The sequence below is a fragment of the Novosphingobium rhizosphaerae genome (assembly GCF_050920675.1).
Taxonomy (GTDB): Bacteria; Pseudomonadota; Alphaproteobacteria; order Sphingomonadales; family Sphingomonadaceae; genus Novosphingobium; species Novosphingobium rhizosphaerae.
The window spans coordinates 549332-561794 of record NZ_CP137862.1 but is presented as its reverse complement, the minus strand read 5'-3'; the positions used below and the strand labels follow the sequence as shown (position 1 = coordinate 561794).

General features: G+C 67.8%; 10 protein-coding genes. 7 read left to right on the top strand and 3 right to left on the bottom strand.

From position 1 onward, the window contains the following. Positions 1-43: 43 nt before the first annotated feature. Positions 44-556: a hypothetical protein gene (locus R9J51_RS22285; protein WP_432788039.1), complete on the bottom strand. Its 513-nt coding sequence runs from the start codon at positions 554-556 to the stop codon at positions 44-46. Between the two features lie 356 nt (positions 557-912). Between R9J51_RS22285 and R9J51_RS22280 the strand changes: the two genes are divergently transcribed. Both R9J51_RS22280 and R9J51_RS22275 read left to right on the top strand, forming a co-directional pair. Further along, on the top strand, positions 913-2097 hold the full coding sequence (locus tag R9J51_RS22280; protein WP_218847466.1) for a GGDEF domain-containing protein: 1185 nt from the start codon (positions 913-915) through the stop codon (positions 2095-2097). A 72-nt stretch (positions 2098-2169) separates the two neighbouring features. After that, on the top strand, positions 2170-3336 hold the full coding sequence (locus R9J51_RS22275) for a lactonase family protein (RefSeq protein ID WP_179562972.1): 1167 nt from the start codon (positions 2170-2172) through the stop codon (positions 3334-3336). Between the two features lie 16 nt (positions 3337-3352). Here the strand turns inward: R9J51_RS22275 and R9J51_RS22270 are convergent, their stop codons facing one another. Beyond that, positions 3353-4471, bottom strand: a complete 1119-nt coding sequence (locus tag R9J51_RS22270) for a Gfo/Idh/MocA family protein (protein ID WP_179562974.1) — start codon at positions 4469-4471, stop codon at positions 3353-3355. A 189-nt stretch (positions 4472-4660) separates the two neighbouring features. Between R9J51_RS22270 and R9J51_RS22265 the strand changes: the two genes are divergently transcribed. The 4 genes from R9J51_RS22265 (at position 4661) to R9J51_RS22250 (ending at position 9778) form a co-directional block, all read left to right on the top strand. After that, on the top strand, positions 4661-5611 hold the full coding sequence (locus tag R9J51_RS22265; RefSeq protein ID WP_168557144.1) for a sugar phosphate isomerase/epimerase family protein: 951 nt from the start codon (positions 4661-4663) through the stop codon (positions 5609-5611). A 66-nt stretch (positions 5612-5677) separates the two neighbouring features. Further along, positions 5678-7018 carry a glycoside-pentoside-hexuronide (GPH):cation symporter gene (locus R9J51_RS22260; protein ID WP_179562976.1) on the top strand — a complete coding sequence of 447 codons (1341 nt, stop codon included), beginning with the start codon at positions 5678-5680 and terminating at the stop codon, positions 7016-7018. Positions 7019-7028: 10 nt separating this feature from the next. Then, positions 7029-8684, top strand: coding sequence for a GMC family oxidoreductase N-terminal domain-containing protein (locus tag R9J51_RS22255; protein ID WP_179562978.1), 1656 nt, complete (start codon positions 7029-7031; stop codon positions 8682-8684). Between the two features lie 65 nt (positions 8685-8749). Then, positions 8750-9778: a LacI family DNA-binding transcriptional regulator gene (locus R9J51_RS22250; RefSeq protein ID WP_168557141.1), complete on the top strand. Its 1029-nt coding sequence runs from the start codon at positions 8750-8752 to the stop codon at positions 9776-9778. On the opposite strand, the gene R9J51_RS22245 is transcribed toward R9J51_RS22250, so the two are convergent. Continuing rightward, positions 9775-11061: an amidase gene (locus R9J51_RS22245; protein WP_179562980.1), complete on the bottom strand. Its 1287-nt coding sequence runs from the start codon at positions 11059-11061 to the stop codon at positions 9775-9777. The two genes, R9J51_RS22250 and R9J51_RS22245, sit on opposite strands and share 4 nt — an antisense overlap. A gap of 76 nt (positions 11062-11137) precedes the next feature. On the opposite strand from R9J51_RS22245, the gene R9J51_RS22240 reads away from it, so the two are divergent. After that, positions 11138-12430 (top strand): MFS transporter, encoded by a 1293-nt coding sequence (locus R9J51_RS22240; RefSeq protein ID WP_432788038.1) that lies wholly within the window; start codon positions 11138-11140, stop codon positions 12428-12430. Positions 12431-12463: the final 33 nt, after the last annotated feature.

Genomic DNA, 12463 nt, shown 5'->3' with positions numbered 1-12463 from the left:
GGCCATTTTTTTGCCTGTTGTTTGCGATTGCGGCCGGTTCGGTTCAGATTGTCTTGCCCAGTGCGCGCTTGACGGCAGGTATAATAGTGTAAACCGCTTCACGCTGGGCGCCGCGGTTTTCATGATCCACGCAATAGCCTTGGTAATGGCGGCGGATCAGCCCGGCGCGCACCAGGTCGGACACCGCACGGCTGACGTTGGTGCGCCCGGAATGGCGCAGCCGCTCGCGCAGTTCGGTGGCGATCGCCTGCTCGGCCAGGGCGGGATCATCTGGCAAGGCGCCGCGTGCCACGAGCTCGGCACGTACTTGCTCCACCACGGCACGGCGCCGCGCATCGCGCTGGGCCATCGGCATCAGCGCGTCGCTCAACCAGTCGCGCACCGGGATCGCCTGGCCGCCTTCACGCACATAAGGTCCGGCGCTGTCTGACGCGCCCGCGGCCCTGGCGATGAGGTTGAGGACCATGAACGTATAACGCGGCCTAGCAGAGACTTGGGCCAGTTTTTCGAGCACGGCCGGCAAGTCCATGTCGTGATCTGCGGGCGGCGTTGGCATTGGCTTCATGCCCGGCTTGGCCATGCCCCTTGCTCCGGCGCGCAGGCGGCGTGGTCTGCGCGGGGCGACGGGCAGATCCGTTGCGAAGAGGTCAGGCTGAAACATGCGAACATTTCAAGCACAAACCGACTCTCTTGTGAATCCCCTGCAGGCCATGGGCACGCTTGTCGCGTCGATTAGTCATGCGTGACACTTTACCCGAGCGCTGCGGTAAAGTGTCAGCCGTGACTTTCGCAAACCACCCGAATGGGATATTAGCAATCCGCTCAGTCACTGGCGGTATGGTAACGACAGGCAGATACCCAGGCCGGCGGCGCTTTGTGCCGCCGTGGCGAAGGATGGCGGGGCGCTATGCGATGATGGTGATTTCGCAACTCCTCGATATCGGCACGTTGCTGATCATCAATGCGCTGATTGCCACCATGTCGCTGGTGGCCTTGGCGGTTGCCACCCGCCATATCGCCAATCGCGATGACCAGCGTGGGGCCGCGTACCTTGCCGCTGGCTATGGCTTGATCGCCGCGGGTTTTGCCATCCTGTTTGCGCCGGGCTTCATTCCCGTGCTGGCGGCCGGGGCGTTGTGGGGCAACGCCCTGCTCGACCTGGGCACGATTGCGCATTTCCTGGCGCTCAATGCCATTTGCCAGCGCCATGGCGCCGAATTCTGGGTGCTGCCCGTGGCCCTGGCGCTGGGCCTGTGCGAATTGGCGCTGGTGGCGCGCATCGGGCCCGATATGCGGATGATGGTGGCGCTGGGCGCCGGGCTGCGCGCCTGTGTGGCCATGGCCACGGTGTTTGCCCTGTGGCGGTGCCACGATCCGGCACGACGGCCGATCGCCCTGATCCTGGCGGGGTTTCACATTGCCTGGATCGTCATGCTCGTCCTGCGCATCACCTGGTGGCTGGGCAGCGACGCCAGCGGGCGCGGGTCCGATCCGACGTCCAGCTTCGGCTTGACGGCGCGCCTGCTGCTCACCTGGGCGATCGCGCCGTGCTATCTGTGGATGATCAAGCGCGAAGTGGATGCCGAACTGATCCGCCATGCGCGCCAGGACCCGCTGACCGGCGTCGCCAACCGCCGCGTGATCTGGCAACTGGCCGAAGCGCGCTGTGGCCGCCCGCGTGGCAAAGTGGGCGTGATCGCGATCGATATCGACCATTTCAAGCAGATCAACGATCGCTATGGCCATGGCACCGGCGATGCCATGCTGATGCTGGTCGCCGAGGTGCTGAACCGCAATTTGCGCAGCGGCGACGTGCTGGGGCGCATCGGGGGCGAGGAATTCCTGATCCTGCTGGCCGACGACAAGATCGATGCGCGTGCCGGCCTGGCCGAACGGCTGCGCCAGGCCGTGGCCGATGCGGCGCTCACCCTGCCCGATGGCACGCCGCTGTCCTGCACGATCAGCCTGGGCCATGCCGCGATGGCCCTGCCCGGCAAGGGGTGGGAGGCCGCGGTCCAAGCGGCGGACCGGGCGCTTTACGCTGCCAAGCACGGCGGCCGGAACCGCGCGATGGGCGCCGAGGAGTTGGCCGCCTGATCGCCGCTTGACGGCGCGCGGTGCAACGGCCACTGCCACGGCGCATTGCCGGCAAGAGAGGGCGTCGACCACATGGATTTCAAAGTCTTCGCGCACGGTATCGCGCTGGCATTGGGTGCTGCCGTGCTCGCCCCCTTGCCCGCATCCGCGCAGCCGCTATTGGTGGGTGGGTACACCGGCCAAGGCGGCCAGGGCATCGCCGTCTATGATTTCGATCCGCGCACCGGCACCATCGCCGCGCGGCCCCTGCAGGTGGAAGCGGCCGGCAATCCTTCGTGGCTCACGCTTTCGGCCGACGGCCGCCATCTCTACGCCGTCAACGAAAACGGTGGCGGGCAAGCTGACCCGGTCGGGCGGGTTTCGGCCTATCGTCTCGATCCGCGCAATGGGCGCCTGGCGTTCCTCAACCGCGTCGCGTCCCTTGGCGCGGAGCCAACGCATGCCAGCCTCAGCCGCGACGGGCGCTTTTTGTTCATTGCCAACTATTCGGTATCGGCCGATCCGGGCGGCACGCTCGCGGTAGCACCGGTTCTGGCCGATGGCCGCCTGGCGCCGGTCATCCAGGTCAAGACGCACCATGCCAGCCTGGTCGATGCCGATCGCCAGGCGTCTGCCCATGTCCATTCGGCGGTGTCCTCGCCCGATGGCCGCTTCGTCTTTGCGCAGGATCTGGGGGCGGATCGCATCTATGCCTATCGCTATGATCCCGCCCAGCGCGAAAATCCGCTGTCGGCCGTGCCCGGCCAGCCCTTCCTGGCATTGCCCCCCGGATCGGGTCCGCGCCATCTGGTCTTTGCGCCGGGCGGCCACCAGGCCTATGTGACGCTGGAAATGGCGGGCGCGGTGGCCGTGCTCGATTACGCCGAAGGGCACCTGACGGTGCGCCAGGTGGTGCCGCTGGCCCCCGCCGGCTTTGCCGGCAAAGTGGGGGCGGCGGCACTGCATGTTTCGCCCGATGGGCGTTTCCTGGCAGTGACCGACCGCGGCACCGACAATCACCTGGTCAGCTTTGCCATCGATCCGGCCAATGGCACGTTGACGCAGGTGGACCGGCGCGCGGTGGATGGCATCCAGCCACGCGAATTCGCCTTCGCCCCCGATGGCCGCTTCGTGCTGGTGGCCAACCAGGGCAGCAACGCCATTGCCGTGTTCCGCCGCGATCCGCAGACCGGCGTGGTTGGCGAAAAGGTGCAGACGCTGGCATTCAGCCAGCCATCGGCGCTGCTGTTCCCGCGCTGACGGCCAGGCACCGCGATCAGGGGGCAAAGTCCACCCAGCCCGCGCCAGCGCGGCTGGCGGCCACGCTCGCAGCGATGAAGGCCATGCCGCGCAGGCCTTGGCCGGCATCGGGCACCAGGCTGCCTGGCTCGCCCGCCAGGCTGCCGGCAAAATCGCGATAGAGATTGCCCAGCGCTTCGATCAGGCCTTCGGGATGGCCGCCCGGCAGGCGCGTCGCGCGGCGTGCCGCAGCGCCGAGCGACGGGTCGCCCGCGCGCACCCGTTCCAGCCCGCCATCTTCGCGCAACCAGTCGAAATGGTTGGGCTCTTCCTGACTCCAGCGCAATCCACCTGTGCTGCCATAGAGCCGGATGGCCAGGCCGTTGCCCTCCCCGGTCATCACTTGCGAGGCCATCAGCAGGCCGCGCGCCCCATTGGCAAAGCGCAGGAAAACCTGACAATCATCATCCAGCGCACGCCCGGGCACCACGCTGCCCAGGTCTGCGGCCAGGCGCACGACGGGCGTGCCGCCAATGAATTCGGCCAGGTGAAACGCATGCACGCCGATGTCGGCAATGCAGCCGCCCTCGCCCGATCGCGCCGGATCGAGCCGCCATTGCGCCTGGCGGCTTTCAGCCGCACCGGCCAGCCAGCCCTGGCTGTATTCCACCACCACCTTGCGCAGCGTGCCGATGGTGCCGGCGGCCACGCGCGCGCGCATTTCGCGCACCAGGGGATAGCCGGTATACGTGTAGGTCAGCCCGAATGGCACCGGGTTGTGCGCCAACCGCGCCACGATCTGCTGCGCTTCGGCCAGCGTTGCGGTCATCGGCTTGTCGCTCAGCACCGCCACGCCCGCATCGATCGCTGCTGTCGCCGCGGCGGCATGGTGCGCGTTGGGCGTGGCGATGGTGACGAAATCGATGCCGTCCGGCCGCTGCGCTTCCTGCGCCAGAAGCGCCTCGACATCGGCATAGGCGCGTGCCGGATCGACGCCATAGCCTGCCGCCGCCAGCGCATTGCGCGCCGCGTCGCGGCTGAACACGCCCGCGACAAGATCGATCTGCCCATCGAGCCGCGCCGCCATGGCATGGACCGGGCCGATGAAGGAACCCGGCCCGCCACCGATCAGCCCCATGCGAATGCGTCGTGCCATGCCAGTCCTTCCGCCACCTAAATGAAAACGTTACCATCATCATCTAGCTTCGAAGCACCGAGCCCTGCAAGCGGTTCTGCGCAGTGCTTGACAAGCGACACGGATTCGGGCTTTTGCAAAACGTAATGGATTACATTTGGTGTGCGAGCCCTGGGCTTGATGCGCCGATTCTGCAAGGTGCCTGCGTTCATGCTCTCGTTCGGTGTCGACCTGATCACGTTCTTCCATCCCGGTTTCTGGGACCTTCCGACCGAGGAAGCGGTGGTGGCACATGGCAAGGCCGATCCACGCGCGTTCTGGGACCGCATGCTCGACACCCTGGCACAAAGCGGCGTGCGCGGCATCGAATTGACCTTTTCCCCGTTCGGGGCCGACGATCTCATTGCCGCTTATGGCAGCCATGCCGATGCGGCGGCGCAACTGGCCGCGCGCGGCCTGGCGATTGCCGGCGGCTTCTTTGCCGATATCGCGATCGAGCCTGGGCTGGGTGATCCGCACGTGGAGGCGCGCTGGCTGGAACGGGGCGAAGCGCTGGCTGCGCATCTCGCCGGCTGGGGCGCGCAGTCGATGGTCATCGGCCTGCCCATGCGCACGAGCTGGGACGCCCAGCCTCCGGTCTTTGCCGACCTTGCGCTGATGCAACAGGCCGCAAGCCTTGCCAACCGGCTCGGCGCGCGCACGCTGCACCACGGCGTGCGCCTGGCGCTGCACACCGAGGCCCATTCGATTTTCAGCCAGCCGCGCGATATCGACCTGCTGCTGCTGTTGACCGATCCGGTCTACGTCGGGTTCTGCCCCGACAGCGCGCATATCCTGCTTTCGGGCGGAGACCCGGTGGCGATTGCGGCGCGCCATGCCGAACGTATCGCCGCCGCCCATTGGAAGGACGCGCGCGGCACGATGCCCTTGCGCACCACCATCGACCACGACATCCACCGCGCCCATCGCCCGTTCTTCACCGCGCTGGGCACCGGCAAGGTCGATCTGCCGGGCTGGGCTGCTGTTCTGGCAACGCGGACCGATCTCGAATGGGCGATCCTGGAAATCGATGCGGTGGCCGATCCGCTGCGCGCCATTCGCGCTTCTTTGGCTTATGCCGGAACGCTGGCGTCGCCGCTTGCCACCGGGGCAAGCGTCTGAACCGGCGGGGACACGACAGGGATTGGCAGCGCGGGAAAGGCTGATGGACATGGGCGGGACACGGGCATGAACGAAGCAACACTTCCGGGGCGGGAAACCCTGCGCTGGCGCGAAAAGCTGGGCTACGGCCTCGGCAATTTCGGCATCAACCTGTCCTTTGGCATGACCAGTGCCTATTTGCTCTATTTCTATACCGACGTTTGCGCGATCCCGGCCGGGACGGTGGCCACCGTCTTCCTGGTGGCGCGCTGCCTCGATGCCGTGTTCGATCCGCTGATGGGCTTGCTGATCGATCGCACGCACACCCGTTGGGGCAAGCATCGCCCCTGGCTGATCTGGGTGGCGCTGCCCTTTGCGCTGTGCGGGGCGCTGGTGTTCCGGGTGCCGCCCTGGGCGGGGACCGCGCGGATTGCCTATGTCTTTGCCAGTTACACCTTGCTTGGCATGCTCTATTCGGCGGCCAGCCTGCCGTTCAATTCGATGCTGCCCACGCTCACCCGCGATCCGCGCCAGCGCAACACGGTCAACGCCTTGCGCGAGTTCCTCGGGTCTTCGGCAACGGTCGGGATCAGCTATGCCGCGCTGCCGCTGGTGCGGCTGATCGCGCCGGGGAACGAGGCGCGCGGGTTTTTCGTGCTGGCGGTCGGCCTGGCGCTGGTCACGCTGCTGGCGATGCTCAACGCCTTTGCCACCACGCGCGAACGCGTCGCCGTGGCCCAGGACGTGGCCCGGCTGACCACCGCGCAATCGCTGGAGGCGGCGCGCGGCAACGGGCCGTGGATCGCCACGATGCTGGTCAATTTCTTTTTCTGGATAGGCTTTGCCGGGCATCTCCAGTCGTTCGTGTTCTATGCCGAGCGGGTGCTGGCAGCGCCCGCGCTCACTTCGTGGCTGATGCTCACGATGCTGGCGGTGCTGGCCGGCACCGCCATCGCGGGGGTGCTGGCCAATGCGATCGGCAAGCGGCGCACCGGGGCGATCGGTGCGGGACTGGCTGCGCTGTTCACGGCGCTGATCCCGCTTTCGGCCGATCCTTCCTGGGTGCTCGTTGCCAACATCCTGGCCTATTTCGGGCAGGGGCTGATCGGCGGGCTGCTGTTTTCGCTGATGGCCGATGCGGTGGATTATGGCGCGTGGCGTTCCGGCTATCGCGCGCAGGGCTTCCTGTTTGCCGCGTCCAGCTTTGGCGTGAAGCTGGGCATGAGCCTGGGCGGTGCCGCCGGTGCATGGCTGTTGGGCCGCGCCGGCTATGTGCCGGGCGCGGCCACCACTGCGCCGGTCGCGGCTGCTGTCGTCGCCGGCCATGTCGCCATCCCGGCCGCAAGCTTTGCCGCCATGGGCCTGAGCCTGCTGCTGTTCCGCTTTGCCCCCGATTACCGCCCCGGATCGGCCCCTGCCGGCGCGTGAGGAGTTTGCCATGAACCCGCCATACGACACGATCATCGTCGGCGCCGGATCGGCCGGCTGCGTGCTGGCCGACCGGCTGAGCCGCGACGGCACGCGCCGGGTGCTGCTGCTGGAAGCGGGCGGCCGCAACGACGAACTGTTCGTGCGCATGCCGCGCGGCATGGTCAGGATGTGGACCAAGCCGCGCTGGTACTGGCCCTTTCCGGCCGAGCCGCAGCCCGGCCGCCCGGCGGGCGAAACCTGGTATTATGGCAAAGGCCTGGGCGGATCCAGCGCCGTCAACGGCACCTGGTATTTCCGTGGCCAGCCGCGCGATTTCGACAGTTGGGAGGCGCAGGGCAATCCCGGCTGGAACTGGGCGGCGATCGAGCGGGCCTATGTCGCGCTGGAAAACTATGTCGGGCCGGGCCGCGGGCCTGGCCGCGGGCGCGGTGGCCCGATGGAAGTGACCTGTGTGCCGCCGCATCCCCCGCTCAGCGCCGCGATCCTGGATGCCGCACGCCAGGCGGGCATTCCCGTGCTCGACGATGTCAATACCCCCGCCACCCCTGTCGCGGCCGCCACGCAGCAGACGGTGGACCGGCGTGGCCGGCGCGTCACTGCCTTTACCGCGTTCCTGCGCGATGCGGCACGGCGGCCCAACCTTGCGATCCGTACCGGCGCGCTGGTGCGCAAGGTGGTGTTCGAAGGGCGCCGCGCCACCGGCGTGGTCGTGACCATCGACGGACAGGAGCAGACGTTTTCTGCCGATCGCGTGATCCTGGCCGCCGGCGTTTTGCAAAGCCCCAAACTCTTGCAGCTTTCCGGCGTCGGCCCGGCCGAGGTGCTGGCCCGGCACGGCATCGCCCCGGTGCACGTCAACCCTGCCGTGGGCCGCAACATGAACGAGCATATTATGTTCGCGATGAGCTGGCGCTTGCGCGGCGCGCGGGGCCTCAACCACCAATTTCGCGGCTGGCGCCCCTATTGGCACGGGCTTCGCTATATCTTGACCGGCAAAGGCCTGATGGCCTCGCTTTTGCCCGAAGTGTCGATCATGACCGCGATCGATCCCCAAGATCCCGCCACTGTCGATTGGCCCGATCTGCAGATCGGCATTTCGCCTTATTCGATGGGCGGCAGCGGCGATGACAAGCCCGAGGCCGGGCGCGGCCAGACCGATCCCGTCCCGGGGATCACCGCCACGGCGTTTTGCCTGCGCCCGGCCAGCCACGGCCATGTCGAGCTGGCGTCCACCGATCCGGCGGCGCCGCCGCGCCTGGTGCCGTGCTGGTTTGCCGATCCGGCCGATCGCGCCACCGTGGTCAAGGCGCTGCGCCGCGTGCGCGCCATCATGCAGGCCCCGGCGCTGGCCCCCTGGCTGGGCGAGGAAGCCGTGCCCGGCCCTGCGGTGGAGAGCGACGATGCCATCATGGCCGCTGCAGACTGGATGGTTTCGACCGGCCTGCACGGCACCGGCACCTGCCGCATGGGGCCAAGCCAGGACGCGGGCGGCGGCGCGGTGGTCGGACCCGATCTCAAGGTTCATGGGCTGGAGGGGCTCTACGTGGCCGATTGCGCGGCCATGCCCACGCCGATTTCGGGCAACACCAATGGCCCGGCCATGGCCTTTGCCTGGCATGCGGCCGAAGTGATCGAGCCGGCCCTGGCCCGCGCGCCGGCGTGATGGGATGAACGGCGGCTGCCGGGGTGGCGCTTGCCGCCGCCCCTGCCGCTCTGTATCGATCGACCATGGCAAACATCAAGGACATCGCCCGCCACGCTGGCGTTTCGGTCGCCACCGTTTCGCGCGCGCTCAGCACGCCGTCGCTGGTGCGCCCGCGCACGATCGAGCGGATCGAGGCGGCGATCGTCGATCTCAACTACGAACCCAACCATCTGGCCGCCGGCCTGCGCCGCCAGCGCAGCGACAACGTGATCGTTGCCGTGCCCAGCATCTACAACCCGTTCACCTCGGCGTTCGTCCAGGGGATCGAGAACGTGGCGCGGGCCAATCGCATGCGCGTGCTGCTGGGCATTACCGAAGGCGATGTCGAAACGCTCAACAAATACACCGCCATGATCGCCGGCAAGCAGGCCGATGGCATGATCCTGCTGGAAAACAGCCTGCCCGACGTGGTGCGCCGCCCGCCTGCCGGGGGCAAGGTGCCGCCGCTGGTGGCGGCCTGCGAATATCCGCCAGACCTGCAATTGCCGCGGGTGCGGATCGACAATCATGAGGCGGCGGCCCTTGTCGTCAGCCACCTGGCCGAACTGGGCCATCGGCGCATCGCCACGATCACCGGGCCACTGGCGCAGTTCATGTCCAAGGATCGCCTTGCCGGCTATCGCCTGGGTCTGGCGCGCAACCGCCTGGAATTCGATGCCGCCCTCGTTGCCGAAGGCGATTTCTCGCTGCAATCGGGGCACGATGCGATGGTGTCGCTGCTGGAAAATGGCGACGAATTCACCGCCGTGGCCTGCGCCAACGATGAAATGGCGCTTGGCGCGCTCAGCGCGTTGCAACAGCGCGGCATTGCCGTGCCCGATGAAATGTCGGTGGTCGGGTTTGACGACTTGCGCTTTGGCGCCTTTGCCAGCCCGCCCCTCACCACCATTCATATCCCCACGATCGAACTTGGCGAAGCGGCGATGCGGCTGATGCTCGATTCCCTGCTGCCCGCCGAAGAGCAGCCGCCAGCGCGCGAGGTGGTGCTGCCCCACCGCCTGATCGTGCGCCAATCCACCGCCGCCCCCCGGCGCCGGCGGCGCAAAAGCTAGGCCGGCAGCGGCCCGGCATCGGTGGGCAGCACGCCCACGGCCGCCAACCTGTCTTCCAAAGCCTGGGCCACGGCTATCAACCGGCGGTCGGCATAGCGTGGCGCCACGAGCGAAACGCCGATCGGCATGCCCTGCCCGCCGCGCGCCAGCGGCAGGTTCAGCACGGGCACCTGCATCAGCGTCCAGGGCTGGTTGAACAGCGGATCGCCCGGCCCGCGGCCGAACGGGGCGATGCCCGGTGCGCTTGGTGCCAGCACGGCATCGAGCCCGATCGTTGCCCGCTCGAACGCACGCGTTGCGGCGCTCGCCCGGTCGCGCGCCAGGCGTAGGCGTTCGTCGTCGAACTGGTCGAGTGCGGCCACGCGCAGATGAAAATCGGGATGAAGCAATGCGCCGCGGGTGTGGGCCAGATCGCGGAAACTGGCCGCGCCTTCGCGAAACAGGATGGCGCGGTGATCATCGTTGAGATGGGCAAAATCGGGCAGATCGTCGATCCGCTCCAGCGCCACCCCCGCGCGCGCCAGCCCCGCCACGACGACATCCTCGAACGCGGCCTGGGCATCGCTGGCCAGCCTGTCCCACCACGGCGTGCGGAAAACGCCGATGCGCAAGGGCGCGTCCGCCGGCACTGCCAATGCCGGGGCCAGGCCATATGCCGCGCAAAGTCGGTCGATCAGACCCAGATTGCGCGCGTGCCAGCCCACCGTATCCAGGCTGTTGGCATAGGTTTTCACCCCTTCGCGGCTGACCAGGCCCCAGCTGGGCTTGAACCCATGGATGCCGCAATAGCTGGCCGGGCGAATGGTGGAGCCGCCGGTCTGGGTGGCAAGCGCCACATCGACATGGCCATCGGCCACCGCTGCGGCTGATCCGGCAGAGCTGCCGCCGGGCGTGCGGGCAGGATCGTGGGGATTGCCGCTGGCCGCGTTGCGACCGGCGGCGGCAAATTCCGTGGTATCGGTCTTGCCCAGGATCACGGCGCCCGCGGCGCGCAGGATCGCCACGCAGGGTGCGTCATGCGCAGCGACCTGGCCGGTAAAGAGCGGCGAATTGTGCGTCAGCGGCATGCCGGCCACCGCGATCACGTCCTTTACCCCGATGATCAGGCCATGCAGCGGTCCGCGCGCGTCGGCCGCCAGGGCATCGAGCGTGCGCGCCGTTGCCAGCGCGCCGGTGTCATCCACGTGCAGCCAGGCCCGCACCGTGGCGTCGCGGGTGGCGATGCGGGCCAGCGCGGCTTCCACCCGCGGGGTCACCAGGGGCGCAGAATGTGCGTAATTCATCACCAACTCCGTCGGATAGCGGCACTGGTGTGACTTGCCGCTTGGCAAATGTAAAGCATTACATTATGGCGCCGGCATGATCGACCCGCATCCGCCGGCTGCCAGCTTGCCGCCACCCAAGCCCATGCTGTCCCCCGCTTCCGCCCCCGGCCGCAGCGTGCCGGCCAAGGGCCTGGCCAGCGCACTGGCGACGACCACGACGATCCAGATCCTCTCCACGGCCACCGCCCTGGTGCTGACCGGGATCGCACCGCTGGTTGCGCGCGATTTCGGGCTGGCGCCGCACTGGGTCGGCTACCAGATCAGCGTGATCTATGCCTCGGGCATGATCGCATCGGCCATGGCCGGGGCCATGATCGTGCGGTTTGGCCCGGTGCGGATCGAGCAACTCGCGCTGTTGTGCTATGCTCTGGCGCTCTTGCTGCTGACCACCGGCAACGCCTGGATTGCCGGCCTGGCTTCGCTGGTGATCGGCGTGGGCTATGGCGTGCAGAATCCCGCATCGGCCCAGATCCTGGGCAAAGTGACGCCGCCGGCACGCCGTGCGCTGATCTTTTCGATCAAGCAGGCCGGCGTGCCGCTTGGCGGGGTGATTGCCAGCCTGGCCTATCCGGCCCTGGCGCCGGTCATCGGCTGGAGGATGGCGCTGGCGCTGACTGCGGTGCCCTGCCTGGCGATGATCGCCGTGCTGACCAGCCATGGTGACGGCCCGCGCGGGCCGGCCAGCCGCGCGGGCGGCAGCATGGTGGGGCGCTTGGCCGGCAGTTTTCTCTACGAACAGCGCCTCGTCTGGGGGCATGCCTCGCTGCGCGTGCTGGCGCTGCTCGGCATGCTCTATTCCTCTCTGCAGTTGTCGTTGTCGGCGTTCACCGTCTCGATGCTGGTCGATCATGGCTGGCCATTGGTGGCGGCCGGCATGGTGGCCGGCGTGGTCCAGGCGTGCGGCGCGGTCGGTCGTATCTCGTGGGGGCTGGTTGGCGACCGCATCGGCGGCTTTCGCGTGCTCTGCGCCATCGGCCTGATCGCCATGGCCTGCATGGTGGCGCTGTGGCGGCTCGATGCCATGCCTGCTGCGGTGCAGATCGCTGTGCTGGGCCTGTTCGGCTTTTGCATGAGCGGGTGGAACGGCGTGCTGATGGCCGAATGCACCCGCCACTGCCAACCCCGTGATGCGGGCCGGGTGATCGGCGGGGCGCTGGTCTATACGTTCCTGGGCGTGATGATCGGCCCTGCCGTGGCTGCCCTGGTCTATGAGGCCTGCGGCGATTACGGCACCACGTTCCTGTTGATGAGCTGGGTGGCGGGGCTTGGCGCGGTCATGGCCGGGTGGATGGCCTGGTCTGACCGCGCCGCCGCTAGCAAGACGTAGATTATCGTGCACGGCACGTGGCTTGAAAGGCGA